This window comes from Streptomyces shenzhenensis (assembly GCF_021462265.1).
Lineage (GTDB): Bacteria > Actinomycetota > Actinomycetes > Streptomycetales > Streptomycetaceae > Streptomyces > Streptomyces shenzhenensis.
This window is the reverse complement of record NZ_JAJONF010000065.1, coordinates 1-13,972: the sequence shown is the minus strand read 5'-3', so window position 1 is coordinate 13,972 and position 13,972 is coordinate 1. Positions and strand designations below refer to the sequence as shown.

At 70.6% G+C, this 13,972-nt stretch carries 12 protein-coding genes and 2 pseudogenes; 6 read left to right on the top strand and 8 right to left on the bottom strand.

From position 1 onward, the window contains the following. The first annotated feature begins 358 nt into the window (after window positions 1-358). The gene (locus LQ326_RS43235; protein ID WP_234544568.1) at window positions 359-1,021 is read left to right on the top strand and encodes a class I SAM-dependent methyltransferase; all 663 of its coding nucleotides are present in this window, start codon (window positions 359-361) and stop codon (window positions 1,019-1,021) included. A 556-nt stretch (window positions 1,022-1,577) separates the two neighbouring features. On the opposite strand, the gene LQ326_RS49190 is transcribed toward LQ326_RS43235, so the two are convergent. The 5 genes and pseudogenes from LQ326_RS49190 to LQ326_RS43210 form a co-directional block, all read right to left on the bottom strand. Then, entirely contained in the window at window positions 1,578-1,937 is a 360-nt protein-coding gene (locus LQ326_RS49190) for a DUF3885 domain-containing protein (protein ID WP_434056965.1), read from the bottom strand. Window positions 1,938-2,433: 496 nt separating this feature from the next. Continuing rightward, a complete protein-coding gene (locus LQ326_RS43225) occupies window positions 2,434-3,009 on the bottom strand; it encodes a transcriptional regulator (protein ID WP_234544566.1) in 576 nt (191 codons plus the stop codon). Between the two features lie 55 nt (window positions 3,010-3,064). After that, window positions 3,065-4,594, bottom strand: a pseudogene (locus LQ326_RS43220) (helix-turn-helix domain-containing protein). After that, window positions 4,591-4,896 carry a helix-turn-helix domain-containing protein gene (locus LQ326_RS43215; RefSeq protein ID WP_234544586.1) on the bottom strand — a complete coding sequence of 102 codons (306 nt, stop codon included), beginning with the start codon at window positions 4,894-4,896 and terminating at the stop codon, window positions 4,591-4,593. Before LQ326_RS43215 ends, LQ326_RS43220 begins: the two are co-directional and overlap by 4 nt. Window positions 4,897-4,975: 79 nt before the next feature. After that, complete coding sequence (locus tag LQ326_RS43210) at window positions 4,976-5,170, bottom strand: hypothetical protein (protein ID WP_234544585.1); 195 nt, start codon at window positions 5,168-5,170, stop codon at window positions 4,976-4,978. Between the two features lie 423 nt (window positions 5,171-5,593). Between LQ326_RS43210 and LQ326_RS43205 the strand changes: the two genes are divergently transcribed. Together LQ326_RS43205 and LQ326_RS43200 are read left to right on the top strand one after the other, a co-directional pair. Continuing rightward, a complete protein-coding gene (locus LQ326_RS43205) occupies window positions 5,594-6,022 on the top strand; it encodes an SRPBCC family protein (RefSeq protein WP_234544565.1) in 429 nt (142 codons plus the stop codon). Between the two features lie 232 nt (window positions 6,023-6,254). Next, window positions 6,255-6,607 (top strand): annotated as a pseudogene (locus tag LQ326_RS43200) (PP2C family protein-serine/threonine phosphatase); the annotation flags it as partial. 93 nt (window positions 6,608-6,700) lie between these two features. Here the strand turns inward: LQ326_RS43200 and LQ326_RS43195 are convergent. Continuing rightward, the gene (locus LQ326_RS43195) at window positions 6,701-7,423 is read right to left on the bottom strand and encodes a uracil-DNA glycosylase (RefSeq protein ID WP_234544564.1); all 723 of its coding nucleotides are present in this window, start codon (window positions 7,421-7,423) and stop codon (window positions 6,701-6,703) included. Window positions 7,424-7,690: 267 nt separating this feature from the next. On the opposite strand from LQ326_RS43195, the gene LQ326_RS43190 reads away from it, so the two are divergent. Further along, the gene (locus LQ326_RS43190; RefSeq protein ID WP_234544563.1) at window positions 7,691-8,053 is read left to right on the top strand and encodes a DUF488 domain-containing protein; all 363 of its coding nucleotides are present in this window, start codon (window positions 7,691-7,693) and stop codon (window positions 8,051-8,053) included. Window positions 8,054-8,193: 140 nt separating this feature from the next. Further along, complete coding sequence (locus LQ326_RS43185) at window positions 8,194-8,598, top strand: STAS domain-containing protein (RefSeq protein ID WP_234544562.1); 405 nt, start codon at window positions 8,194-8,196, stop codon at window positions 8,596-8,598. Window positions 8,599-8,871: 273 nt separating this feature from the next. Here LQ326_RS43185 and fdhF read toward each other — a convergent pair whose 3' ends face one another. Continuing rightward, entirely contained in the window at window positions 8,872-11,550 is a 2,679-nt protein-coding gene (gene fdhF, locus LQ326_RS43180; RefSeq protein ID WP_234544561.1) for a formate dehydrogenase subunit alpha, read from the bottom strand. Next, the gene (locus LQ326_RS43175) at window positions 11,550-13,226 is read right to left on the bottom strand and encodes an NAD(P)H-dependent oxidoreductase subunit E (protein WP_234544560.1); all 1,677 of its coding nucleotides are present in this window, start codon (window positions 13,224-13,226) and stop codon (window positions 11,550-11,552) included. The genes fdhF and LQ326_RS43175 overlap by 1 nt, the downstream gene beginning before the upstream one ends. Window positions 13,227-13,481: 255 nt before the next feature. Here LQ326_RS43175 and LQ326_RS43170 point away from each other — a divergent pair, with 255 nt between their 5' ends. Continuing rightward, entirely contained in the window at window positions 13,482-13,961 is a 480-nt protein-coding gene (locus LQ326_RS43170) for an Hsp20/alpha crystallin family protein (RefSeq protein ID WP_234544559.1), read from the top strand. The last annotated feature ends 11 nt before the right edge of the window (window positions 13,962-13,972 follow it).

Sequence of the window (13,972 nt, the reverse complement as noted above, 5' to 3'; positions counted from 1 at the left end):
TTGATGCGCGCGAGTTATCTGCCCAGCATCACCCGGCAGGATGCCGCCTTGCGACCTTTGCACTACTGAACGGCTAGATCCGTACTTCGCGGGTCCCCCGTCAGGAACGCCTCAACTCAAGATCGTTGGTCGTTCTCGGACTCGTGGACTCAGTTGTGACATATCGCGCGGCCGATTGCACGATGGCGACGGATCGTGACCGGTTGATCTTCACGATCGGGTGACCTGCCCTGCGAAGTGCGAGGCCAGAACGAAAGTCGATCTAGGCGCTGTCTCTCCGATCACGACCGGCGAGGCAGTGCCAGCCACTCCTTCTGAGGGTTGACCTTGCCTCTGGGGCAAGTCCCACAGTGGCGCTATGAACACCGGACCAGCTCAGGAACAGCTTCTGTCCGAACAGCGTGCCTACTACAGCGCCCTTGCGCCGGACTACCTTGACAAGCTCCTCGATCTTCCCGGCGGGGCTGAGCTGGCTGAGGCGCTCGACGCGTTCCGGCCGGCGGGCAGTGTGCTGGAACTGGCCTGTGGTCCCGGCACCTGGACCCCGCAGCTTCTCCGCCACGCCGGCGACGTCACTGCCGTCGATGCGTCCCCGGAAATGCTCGCGATCGCCGCGAGCCGCGTCTCCGACAGTGCCCAGGTGAGATTCGTCAGGGCTGACCTGTTCGCCTGGGAACCTGACCGCCGTTATGACGTCGTCTTCATGGGGTTCTGGCTCTCGCACGTGCCGGCCAGGCGATTCGAGTCCTTCTGGTCTCTGGTGACCACTGCCCTCGCGCCGCGGGGCCGGGTGTTCTTTGTCGATGACCACTACCGAACACCAGAGGAGCTCGTCGAGGGCCCGGCATCGTCCACCATCCAGCGGCGCATCCCTGATGGGACGGCCTATCGAATCGTGAAAGTTCCGTATGAGCCGGCAGAGCTGGAAAGACACCTTCGCGAGCTCGGCTGGGACATCACAGTCACGCCGACAGCTGGCCCGTTCTTCTGGGGCGCCGGCAACCGAACTGGGGAATCTTGATCACGATCGGAGCCAGATCATGACCACGGCAGCGGTAAGGGTGCCCAGGTAGAGGTGTCCGCGCATGTCATAGCGGGTGGCGACGGCCCGGAGCTGTTTCAGCTTGTTGATCGCCCGCTCGACCGTGTTGCGCTTCTTGCCCCGCGCGGAGTCAAAGCCAGAGGGCCGTCCACCCTGCGAGCACGGCGTCGGCGTCCGGCCAGTTGGTCCTTCTTCTCCGGTGTCACGCGCCGGATGCCACGCCGACACAGGTAGGAGCGGATGGCACGGTTGCTGCACGCCTTGTCGGCACCCACGCTGTCAGGTGTGCGACGCGGACGCCCCCACCCAGTTCTGAGCACCCGGATCTTGTCCATCACCGCCTCGAACTGGGTGCAATCCGCCCGGTATGTCTCGTACCGGTCGCCATCCCACCGCGTCCCCTGACACCCGACTCGGCCTGCGGTACTCCGGTCAGCCTGGTCGACGTCGGCCAGGTCCGCACAGGCGATGTCGCCGTGGCGGGCAAGGGTCCGGCGAACGCGTGCGAGGCCTGCGGCGGCGAGCGCGAGCAGGATCAGGTCGACCGTGCGGGCACCCGGTCCCGGTCCTCGGACGTGGCGAGGAAAACGTCGGCGCCACCGTCGTAGGGGTGGTGGATGCGCTGCATCCGGGTGTCGGTGATGAGGACGCCCGCCACCTTGTCGTCGGCGATGTCTCGGAGCAGCCCGTCGATACAGCCACGCCGACGGGAGGCGAAGAGGTGGCAGTACGTGCGGAATGCAGGGTCAGGATCGTCTTCCACCAGCAGGCTCTGCCAATACCCGGTGACGGCCTGCGGTGGTGGAACCTCCGCTTCGGTAGTCCGGAGTGGTGTGATCACATACACGTCCGCACCATCGAACAGCTCGTCGAGGGCGATGTTGTAACGCTCCAGGACGACGGATTACTCGCTCTCGTACTCCGCGTACCGCTTCGATCCCGGCAGGCTGTGAAAACGTGTCCAGACATCCCGGTACGGGCCCCGGAGCTTGTACCCAACCGGCGGACAACTGGGCCAACGCTGCTGCCACAGCGCCGTCAGATCCGCCTGCCCGACTCCGGACACCCGTCGCACTCGTCCTCTCGCACATGAACCTACCGGCGACCATGATGCCGGTGCTCACGAACAAGAGACACCGACTTCTCAGCTGTCGCTTCGCCGGTTGCTGCTGCTGTTGCCAGTCCAGTCACGCTTGACGAAGTTCGAAGTCCGTCGCGTTGTCGACGGGTCCCGGTGAGAACAGTGAGGACTGAGGCTGTAACGACGGCCGCCAGTGCGAGGCGGGGCAGCGTTGCGGCCTGCAAAGGTTAGCCGCAACGTCAAAAGACGGTGGCCTCGTTGCGCACCCGAGAGGCAGGATCGGCCCTGTGATGCGCCATGCCCATCGGGGTCAGGCCGCGAAGCCGACGTTGGTGACGTATTCGTACTGGCCCCACTCGGAGCCGAGGTCCGCCGTCGCGTCGTTGATCCAGGCGTCGTCGAGGGCGTCCTCGTCGTCGTTGGCCCAGGCCTCGACGATCCGGTCCCAGTGGCGCACGTTGAGGGTGCGGAAGGAGAGGACGCGCTGGTGCGGGCGGGTCACCTGGGACTGGTTGAGGGGATGGAACTCGACGCGGGTGCCGCGGCCCTCGCGGTTGAGGCGGACGGTCAGGTAGCGGGCCACGTTGTGGCGGCGGACCGTGCGGTAGGCGGCCTCGACGGCCTGGAGGTTCTTCCTGGAGGGGCTGCGTCTGCCGTCCAGCCAGGCGTTCAGGGTGCGGTCGGTGACGGTGAGGCCGGCCTCGCGGGCCGCCTGGCGGGCGCGGTCGGTGCGGGTCAGGTAGTGCAGCCGGGCGAGCAGACCGCAGTGTTGTGTGATGGGGGTGGCGACGAAGCCGGCGAGCGCGTCGAGTTGGCGGGCCGCGGCCTCGTGTCCCTTGATGCCGCGGGCTCCGAACTTGCCGAAGTCGATGTTCCTCTCCGGCATCTCTGCACTCCTCGCTGCGCGGCCGGGTGACGGATGCTCAAGAGAGTACAGCGGTTCACGTGTCGTCGTCGGCCGGCCCGGTGCCCACCGCGTACACGTCCTTGACCTTCACCTCGGCGACGCCCCGGCCCTCGGGGAACACCGCCCGCCAGTCGCCGCTGACGTGCAGCTCGTCGGTGCCCATGGCGCGTACGACCAGCAGGCCCTCGTCGTAGGCGCGGTGGGCCTTCCACCACAGGTTGGCGAAGGCCTGGGAGCGGATGAGGTGCATCCAGTCGGTGCGGTACAGCTCGCGGTTGTAGTTGGACTCCCCCAGTGTGGAGACGAACTTGGAGTACATGGCCTTGACGTACTCCAGCGTCACCTCGTCGCCGTCGGCGATCGCCCGGTCCCGGGCGTCCTTCAGTGTGACGCGGAACTTCTCCAGCAGGCCCTCCGTGGCGCCCGACGTCCACGACTCGTGGATCTGCGGGGGGGGCGCACAGCCGGTACTTCGGGCCCGACACCCGCAGCAGGAGACGCAGGGTGGGTTCGGTGACCCACAGCGGGCCGGGTTCGTCCCGGCTGCCGATCGGTTGGGCAGGTAGGCGTCGTGCCCCCAGGCGGGCGGGGTGATCAGGTGGACGCCGGCGCGGCGGCGGTCGTGGTGGTCGCCGGTGGAATGTTCGAGCTGGCCGAGCGGGAGGTGGGTCTTGAGCGCGCTGAGGTAGGCGCCGTTGACGTCCAGCGCGGTGATCTCATGCTCACCGGGCGGCAGTTCGGGCCTCGTCCACTTGGGGCGGGCCTCCCAGATCTGGTCGGCGCCGCGGGAGGACTGTTTGCGCAGGACGTCGGGCAGCCAGGGGTGGGCGACCAGTTCGTAGCGGCCGCCCATGCGGCTGTGGTCCAGCAGGGCCATGGCATCGGGGATCGCCCGTTTCACCAGTGCCGCGGTCGCCGCCTCGACGTCACCGGAGTGCTCGGCGAGGGCGGCGGCGACGGCGGACCCGATCAGGTCCGGGGCGTCGGCGGACTTCAGGCGACGGCCGACGGGCACGATCTTGACGCCGCGCCGCGCGGACGCGGAGGCCGGTGTGGGCGGCGTGCCGTGCCCGGACGGGGCCGAGGGGGTCGGGGTGCCGCAGTCCGCCGGGGCCAGGTGCTGGGGGAAGCCCGCCACCTGGTGGTGGGCGGGCTGTCCGCACAGGACGCAGGGCTGGGGTGTGGTGAGCGTGGCCCCGTCGTCGCCGTCATGGACGACCGCACGCGTGCCGTCGAGCTCCTCCGTGTCGTGGAGCTCCGCAGGGTCGCCGGGCTCTTCCGGGCCGCCGCCCGCTTCCGCGCCGTGGGACTCGGCGGCGACGGCGGCCAGCTTGGTGCGTGCCCCTTCGAGGAAGTACGCGTACTTCTCCCGGGTCTCGCCACTCGGGTCGCGTCCGGTCTCCCAGCCTGCGACCGTGGACGAGCTGACGCTCAGGGCCTGTGCGAGCTGGGGGCGGGAGAGGTTCAGCTCCTCGCGCAGCCTGCGCCGTTCCTCGGCGGGCGGCAGCGGTACCTCTTTCCTCGCTCCGGCGAGCAGGGCGTCGATCGCGCCGAAGTCCGTCATCGCACCGTCTCCTCGACGGTGGGGGTACGTGCGCCGGCGGGCGGGCGGCCGGGGGTGCGGCGGCGGGCGGCGGGCAGTGCCTCGACGGCCCGGGTCGGTCCGGCGAGGAGATCGAGCGCGTCGATGCCGTAGTGCGCGGCGACCGCCTCGCAGTCGTTCAGACTCCACCCGGCGGTGCCGGACTGGCGGCGGCTCACCTGGGCCTGGGTGACTCCCAGCGCGTCGGCGAGCCTGGTCTGCGATTCGCCGGTGGCGTGCAGGAGTGCCGCCACCGCCGACCGGACCCGCTCCTCAAGGTTCATGCTCACGCCGTCGACCCTACCCCGTGAAGCTCACCCCTCATTCGGAAACCGCATCGCGGCTCGACGGCCGGCCCGGGGCCTACAGCCCCAGGTCGAGGGCCAGGCACGAGTAGTACTTCCAGTTGCCCTCGGGGTTGTACGAGTCCTTGGCACCGCCGGGGGTGGCCTCCACCTCCTGGGTCATCTGGTCGAAGCGGATGCGCTCGGGGAGCCGGCCGAACCGGGCGTGACGCAGTTCCGCCGCGGCGGCGTCGGTGGCGAGTTCCTTCTTCATGGTCGTTCTCCACTCCGTGATCGCGTCCGGCTGGTGGGCCTGGACGAGTACCAGGGTGCCCTTCACTTCATCACCGGTCAAGGGGGTGACGAAAGCGGTCATCGAGACATGTGGTCACTGCGCATACGTATGATCAGAGTCGGCAGTTGACACATCCGCAGTAGCAACGTTTGAAGGGGTCACGGATCAGGAGTCGAGCAGTCCCGGGGTGGCGATCCACTCGATCGGAACGGGCGCACGCCGTGCCTGCGAGGTGCCCACGAAGTCGAGCGCGGGCGTTCCGCACGGACACACATGTCTCACGAGACTCTCCTGGCAGGTGACTGAACACCCGTCAAGAATCACCGACTTGACCGGTGACGAAACTGCATGGGAGTCTTTCATCACCGGCCAGACCGGTTACTTCTCGGTGAGGACAATCCCATGACAGTCGTACGCATCCACCTCGTCTCGACGCTCGCCCCCAAGGACGTGCTGGGAGTCCTGACCGACTTCGGCCCCTCCCGCGCCGCGGCCTGGCCCACCATCGACGCCGACCACTTCGAGGTCCACGACCTCGGCGACACCTGGGCCGAGGTCACCGAAGGCACCGCCGCCGCCTGGGAGCGGGCCCGCTACGAATGGCGGCCCGGCGGCGACACCGTCACCATCACCACCCTCGACTCCAAGCTCTTCGGCGCCGGCGGCGGCTGGGTCTTCAAGATGACCCCCGAGGGCGACGGCACCCGCGTCGACATCGAACTCACGCGCCGGCCCGCCACTCTCAAGGGCAGGATGCTCGCCTCGCTGCTCCCCCTCGCCGCCCCCGGCTCCCTGCGCAAGTCCTTCGCGGGCCCCCTCCAGGCCAGGTGACCCCCAGCACGAGGGGCCGGCGGCGTCGGCCGCCGGCCCCTTCTGAGCGCGCCGGTCTGCTCGGCCCTCCCCAAAGATCGGCAGAACCGCCGGCTCCGCTCCGCGGGCGGCGGCGGTACGGGCCTGGGCGGCCTCGTCCAGCATGCCCTGGAAGACGGCCGGGTCCTGGGTGCCGTCGGCGCCGAGGCGGAACTGCCGTGCGATGGCTGCGCCGCTGACGGTGGCCACCGCCCTCACCTACAGCAGCGCCGGCCACCCGCCACCGGTCCTCACCCGTTCCGACGGCACCTTCGTCCTGCTCGACCAGGCAACCGACGCGCCCCTGGGAGCCCGCCCCACCATGTCCCGCGCCCTCAGGCCGCCGTGCCCTACGAACCGGGCGCCACGCTCGTGCTGTACGCCGAAGGACTCATCGAACGCCGCGGCGAGGACATCGACGCCGGCCTCCACCGGCTCACCACCATCCTCGCCGCCGACCCGCGCCTCAGCCCTGGACGCCTCGCCGACACCCTGCTGTCCCGCCTCGGCCTCAGCAGCGGCGGAGGCGACGACATCGCCCTGATCGTCGCCGCCTGTAGGCCGTGATGGTTTCCCGCCCCCATGCCTTCCCAGCGGGCACAACCGGAAGTTACCAATCCCCCGGGAATCAGAAACCGGTGATCAGGAGGGCGCGCGGCCCTACGGGTGCTGCCGTTGCAGTGGCAGCCCGGAGATGACGGCGCCTCGGTGGAGTACGTCGCGGAGCATGCCGGAGGTCAGGGTCCGGGTGGACATGTTGCGCTGGCTGGGGTGGTAACCACCGACCAGGTGGACCTGCCGTTCACCGGCGGCGTCGGTGAGGAGGGCTTCGGCGCCATGCCCGAACGCCGGGCGGGGCCGGGGCAGCTGCCAGCCCGCGCCCGCCAGCACGGGCAGCACCGCCTGCCAGGCAAAGCCGCCGAGTACCACGATGGCCCGCAGCGTCGGGCGCAGAAGGTCCAGTTCACGGGCAAGCCAGGGGCGGCAGGTGTCGCGCTCACCAGTGGTGGGCCGGTTGTCGGGCGGTGCGCAATGCACGGGCACCGTGATCCGCACCCCGTACAGCTCCAGCCCGTCACCCCGGTGGGTCGCGGTGGGCTGGGAGGCCAGCCCGATGTCGTACAGAGCCGCGTACAGCGCGTCGCCGGACGGGTCGCCGGTGAAGATGCGCCCGGTGCGGTTGCCGCCGTGCGCGGCCGGGGCCAGACCGACGATCGCCAGCGCCGCGTCCGGCGGGCCGAATCCGGGCACGGGACGCGCCCAGTACTGCCAGTCCTGAAACGCCCTGCGTTTGACCCTGGCGGCCTCCTCGCGCCAGGCCACCAGGCGGGGACACGCCCGGCAGGTGGCCACCGCCGCGTCCAGTTCGCCCACAGAGTTCATGTGGGGAGCCGTCCGCGCGGGGAAATCCGGTGACTCGGTCGGGGGACGTCTGCTGGGCACATCGTGCTCCTCGTCGATACGCCGTACGGGACACCATCGCTCCGCACCCGGGCGCCAGTGGGGGCGGACCGAGCGGGATCCTGACGGGTCCGCACGAGCCGACCCCGATAAAATGGGCGTGTCGGGACCATCCCCTGCGCAGCAGGACATGGCACTGTCCACCCCACTCGACGTCGGGGTGGCCGACCGATCTGAAAGGGCATCATCATGGCCAAACAGATCACCTGTCGCAGAGTCTACGAGGAGACCGCGCCGAAGGACGGCAAACGCGTGCTGGTCGACCGGGTGTGGCCCCGGGGCATGCGCAAGGAGGACGCGCACCTGGACGAGTGGCTGCGCGATGTCGCCCCCTCCAGCGAGCTGCGCAAGTGGTACGGCCACGAGCCCAGCCGCTTCACCGAGTTCCGACGCCGCTATCTGGCGGAACTGCGCGACGCCGGGCACCGCGAGGCGGCCGGACATCTGCGTGACCTCGCGGCCCGCGACAGACTCATGCTGCTGACCGCCACCAAGGATGTGGACCACAGCCAGGCCGCCGTTCTCGCCGAGTGGCTGACCAAGAGCCGGTGACCAGCAGTGAGGCACCCGCAGGGGAGCGGGCACCGGTCCCCGCTCGCGCTTCCCAGGCCGTGATCGGGGAGGGCCAGGCCCTCTCCTGCGGCATCGTGCCAGGCATCCTGCGCCGTCCGTAGACGTGAAAAGGGATGGCAATGCGAACGAACATCATCCGGCACGAGAGCATGATGGTCAGCTTTGACGTGGTCAACGGCTGGACCGTTGTCGAGGCCGACGGTGAGGTGGACGCCCACACCGCCCCCATGATCCGGGAAGGAGTGATCAAACTCCTCGATGAGGGACACCGCCACTTCGTCCTGGATCTGGGCTTCGTCACCTTCATGGACTCGATGGGACTGGGCGTGATCGTGGCGATCACCAAACGCATCCGTGAACACGAAGGCTCGCTGCGCGTCGCGTCCGTCTCCGGCCGGATACTGAGGATCTTCGATCTGAGCGGCATGCGCCAGAGCTACGAGATCTACCCCTCGGCAGCGGAAGCGACGGGGTCGGCTCCCTCACCCGGCAGCCTCGCGCACTGGCCTCATCCCTCCGGCTGAGAAACGCCGCGGCTTCGCCGAGTTCTCGAACGATGCTCCGCCCGGCAGCGGACCGTCGCATTCACCGCCCCGGTCACACGTCCAGCTGCCCCTTCCGGCTGCTGGCATCGGCCGTCCCCCGTACCTGCAGCTCCTGGCACGTCGGTGGTCGGCGCCTGCCGTCCATCTTCCGCGCATCGCCACGCTACGCCGGGGCCCGCGCTGACCAGGGAGTACACACGGTCGGTACCCCGAAACGGACGGTGTCGGACTGGCGGCGCTGCGGTCCTTGGTTCAGGGCGCCAGGCGCACCGCGGTGACTTTGTACTCCGGGCACGAGGTGACGGTGTCGGCGTGGTCGGAGGTGAGGGCGTTCACGCCGCTGGCGGGAAAGTGGAAGGCGCAGAAGACCTGGCCGGGTGACATGTGCGCGGTGATGTGGATGGTGAGGCGGGCCTGGCCGTGGCGGCTTTCGACGGTGACGGGCTGGGCGTCGCGCAGGTGGTGTCGGGCTGCGTCGTCGGGGTGGATGTCGAGGTGGTCGGTGGGGTCCAGGCGGAGGTTGTCGGTGCGGCGGGTCATGCTGCCGGAGTTGTAGTGGGCCAGGCGGCGGCCGGTGACGAGGATCAGCGGGTAGGTTTCGTCGGGCTGTTCGCCGGGCGGCAGGTAGGGGGCGGCGGCCAGGTGGGCGCGGCCGTCACGGGTGGCGAAGCGGTCGGTGTAGAGCTTGGCCTGGCCAGGCCGGTCCGGGTACGGGCAAGGCCAGCACAACGCGCCCTGCCGATCCAGGCGCTGGTGCGAGAGCCCGGTGAAGTGCGGGCTGATGCGGGCGCATTCGTCGAGAGCGGCGGCCGGGGTGGGGCAGCCCAGGTCGGCGCCGAGCGCGGCGGCGACGGCGTGGACGATGTCGAAGTCGGATCTGGCCTGCCCGGGTGGATCCACGGTGGGCCGGACGCGCTGGAAGCGGCGGTCGAAGTTGACGAACGTGCCGTCCTTCTCCAGCCATGAAGCGGCGGGCAGGACCACGTCCGCGTGGCTCGCGGTGGCCGACAGGAAGAGGTCCTGGCTGACGACGAGCGGGCAGGCGTCCAGCGCCGCGGCCACCTGGCGGGAGCCGGGGTCGGTGGAGCAGATGTCCTCGCCGATCACCCACAGGGCACGCAGCCGCCCCTCGCGGGCGGCAGCGAACATCTGCGGGATGCGCATGCCGGGCCGCTCGGGGACGGGGGCGCCCCACACACGCTCCGCGCGGGCGCGGGCGGCCGGGTCGGTGACCTTGTGGTAGCCCGGCAGGGTGTCGGGGAGGGCTCCCATGTCGGAGGCGCCCTGGACGTTGTTCTGGCCGCGCAGCGGGTACAGGCCCAGGCCGCGGTCGGTGCCGACGGCGCCGCGCAGGACGGCGAGGTTGGCCAGGGCGCGCACGCCGTCGGTGCCGTGCAGGTGCTCGGTGACGCCGAGCCCGTAGACGATCGCGGGACACCGTGCGCGCCCGTACAACCGGGCGGCCTGCACGATGCCGGCCGCGGGCACGCCGGTGAGGGCCGCGGCCGCCTCGGGCGGGTACTCCTTGAGCAGGGCGGTCAGTTCAGGCAGGCCGGTGGCTCGCTCGCGGAGGAACGCGTCATCGATCAGGCCCTCGTCGAGCAGGACGTGGGCGATGCCGTGGCACAGGGCGACGTTGGTGCCCGGGCGTGGCCGCAGGTGGACGTCCGCGTGTCCGGCCAGTCCGACTGCGCGCGGGTCGGCGACGATCAGCGTGGCTCCGCGCAGGGCGCGCTCCAGGAGGCGGGCGCCGACGACCGGGTGGGCCTCGACGGGGTTGGCGCCGACCACCAGCAGGCAGTCGGCCCCGTCGATGTCGTCGAAGGAGTCGGTGCCGCCCGGCAGGCCGAAGGAGGCGGTGAGTCCGGCGGCGGACGGGGAGTGGCACAGCCGTGAGCAGTTGTCGATGTTGTTCGTGCCGATCACCGTGCGCATGAACTTCTGGATGAGGTAGTTCTCCTCGTTGGTGGCGCGCGCCGAGGAGATCGCCGCGACCGCGTCCGGGCCGCCGACGGCGACCGCGGCCCGCAGCCCGCGCGCCACATGGTCGAGCGCGTCGCCCCAACTGACGGGCTCCAGGCGTCCGTTGCGACGCAGCAGGGGCTGGGTGAGGCGTTCGGGCGAGCGTTGGAAGCCGTGGGCGAAGCGGCCCTTGACACAGGCGTGGCCGCGGTTGACCGGCCCCTCACGGTCCGGTAGTACGGCCGTGACCTGGCCGTCTTCGGTGACCACGTCCAGCGAGCAGCCCACGCCGCAGTAGCCGCAGGTGGTACGCGTGGTCGTGCTCGTGGCGGGCAGCCGGCGTGAGGCGGCGCTGCCGGGCGGCAGACCCGGCTGGAAGATCGCGCCGGTGGGGCAAGTGTCCACGCATCCGCCGCAGGCCACGCAGTCGGAGTCCGCCCACGCCCCGCCGGTGCCGGGCGCGACGACCGTGTCAGCGCCCCGGCCGGCCAGGGTGAGCGCGAATGTGCCCTGTACCTCGGCGCAGATGCGCACACAGCGCCCGCAGGCGATGCACAGGTCGGGGTCGAGGTGGACGTACGGGTGGGAGTCGTCCGTCCCGCGCCCGCGCGTCCCCTGAGCCGTGGATGCGCCGATGCCCAGCTTGTGGCAGACGGAGGCCAGTTCGCTGTGCGTCGTCTCGACCGCGCGCCGCGGCAGGGCGGAGACCAGCAGTTCCACCGCGTCACGCCGCAACGCCTCCAGTTCCTCACCGGCCGTCGTGACGGGTGTGTGTTCGCCGGCCGGGGTGACGCAGGCGGCCGCGATGTTCCCGCCTGCTCTTACCAGGCAGGTCCGGCAGGAGCCGACCGCGGACAACCGGTCGTCGTGGCACAGAGCGGGAAGCCACACGCCGGCCGCACGGACCGCGTCCAGTACCGAGGCCCCCTCCCCCACCTCGACCTCGCGCCCGTCGACCGAGACCCGCATCACGCCTCCCAGCTCGCCAGCCGGTCACCACAGGCGCGGACCAGGCTGCGCACCGCGGGCGGGATGCGGCGGCCGAACGCGCACAGGCTCGCCTCTTCCATCACCCGCATCCACCGCCGGTAGCCCGGATCGGGAGCACCGCCCGCCGCCGCCAGCCGCAGGCCGCGCCGCGACCCCACCCGGCACGGCGAGCACGCCCCACAGCTCTCCGCGTCAGCGAACTCCCAAAGATGCCGCAGCACGTCCTGCGGCTCGACGCTGTCGTCGAAGGCGACCAGACCGGCGTGGCCGAGTGCCGCCCCGCTCATCGTCAGATCCCGCTCGGTCAGCGGCACCTCCAGCCCGTCAGCGGGCAGGAACCCGCCCAACGGACCGCCAACCTGCAGCACCGCCAGCCGCGCACCATCGCGCAGTCCGCCGCCGAGCTCATGGACAATCCATTCCAGGCTGGTGCCGAACTCCACCTCGTAGCAGCCGGGCCGGGCGAACCGCTCCGCCAGGCACACCAGTTTCGTTCCCGTCTGCCCCGGTACGCCGCGCCGGGCGTAGGCGGCACCGCCGTGCCTCACGATCCAGGGCACGGCGGCCAGTGTCTCGACGTTGTTGACCACGGTCGGCGCACCCCACAGCCCCGCGTCGGTCGGATACGGAGGACGGGCCCGCGAACAGCCCCGCCCGCCCTCCATTCCCGCGATCAGCGCCGTCTCCTCGCCGGCCACATAGGACCCGGCTCCGGCCGCCACCCGTATGTCCAGCGTCACCTCGCTGCCGTGCACCCGCTCCCCCAGATGCCCGTCCGTGTAGGCGCGCTCCACCGCCGCCCGCATCCGCGCAAGCGCCCTGGGGTACTCCGACCGCACCAGCACCACTCCCTCGCGGGCTCCACAGGCGAGACAGGCCAGCGCCAGCCCCTCCAGCACCCGGTCCGGGTCCTGTTCCATCAGCATCCGGTCGGCGAACGACCCCGGATCTCCCTCGTCCCCGTTGGCGATGACCACCACCCCTGGGCGGCCCCGGGCCGCCGCCCATTTCGCCGCCACCAGGAAGCCGGCCCCACCACGCCCGCGCAGCCGGGCGGCTTCCGCTTCCGCCTGGATCTCGTCGGCCGTGCGCGTCGCCACGGTCTGCGGCCACGCCTGCCAGCCGGGCTCATCCTCCAGCACGCCCTCGAGCAGGACCGGGTCCGCGGTGGCATCAGCCACCGGAATCCCGGGATCCCGGCGCTCTTGGCGTCCGGCGATCTGGTCGGCGAGCCCGGCGCCGGTGCACGGCTGGTCTCCGTCCAGCGCCGCAGGGCCGGTGAAGCAGTAGCCCAGGCAGCGCACGGCCTGCAGCGACACGGCCCCGTCCGCGCTTACGCCGTCCGCGGTCACGCCCAGCTCGCGTTCCACCTCCGCCAGATGCCGTCCGCCACGGGCCGCGAAGCACGCCGTCGCCGTACACACCCGCACGTGACGGCGGCCGTGCGGCGCGGCCAGGTCGGCGAAGTAGCCGGCGGGCCCCAAGCCGGCGGCATGGGGCAGGTCGAGACGCTCCGCGATCCCTGGTGCCCACGCCTGTGGCGGCCCCGCGGTACTCGCGCGCTGGTCGGCCAGCGCATCCAGCAGCCCCTCCCCGATCCGGCCACGCCGCCCAGCCAGGGCACGGAAAGCATCGAAGCGGTCAGCCCTGCTCACGGCCCCATCGTCGCCGTCCTCGCCTCGCCTCGCATCCGGGACCGGCCCTCACGAAGCGAGGAACACCGCGCTCGTTCCGCGACAGCGCAGAAAGACGGCTTGATCCCCTCGCGGACACCTTGCGCTGCTGATCACAGAAGTCTGCGGTGGGAGGGGTCCCGGAGTCGGTCGCGGGCTGTCCGCATGCGGGGCGCGGCGACCAGCAGCAGCATGGAGATGACCCGAATGCCGCCGTTCTCGCGGAGGTGAACCGCGATGTCTCTGCCCGTACACCACCGGCCCGGCCATCTCACGGAACGACCGTTCCCCACCCTCGGCTGGGGCGAGCCGATCGCCGCCGAGTTCGATGACCTCTTCGAGCGGATGAACCGGTTCCTGGAACAGGCCGGCGGTGTCACGCCGTCGGCTCGGGCCTGGTCGCCCATGGCCGACCTGCACGAAACGAACGACGCCTACGTGGTCGAGGCGGAACTGCCCGGGATCAAGCGCGAGGACATCGACGTCGAGGTCGGCGACCGTGAGTTGTGCATCTCCGGCGAGTACAAGGAATGCGAGCGTGAAGGCGTTCTGCGCCGCCGTACCCGGCGCACCGGGGGGTTCGAGTACCGGGCACTGCTGCCGGCAGACCTCAAGGCGCAGGAGATCACGGCGACGCTGGCCGACGGAATCCTGACCGTCACCGTCCCCAAGGCCCAGGCGGCAAAGCCGCACCACATCGAGATCACCCAAGCCTGACGCAGTGTGGT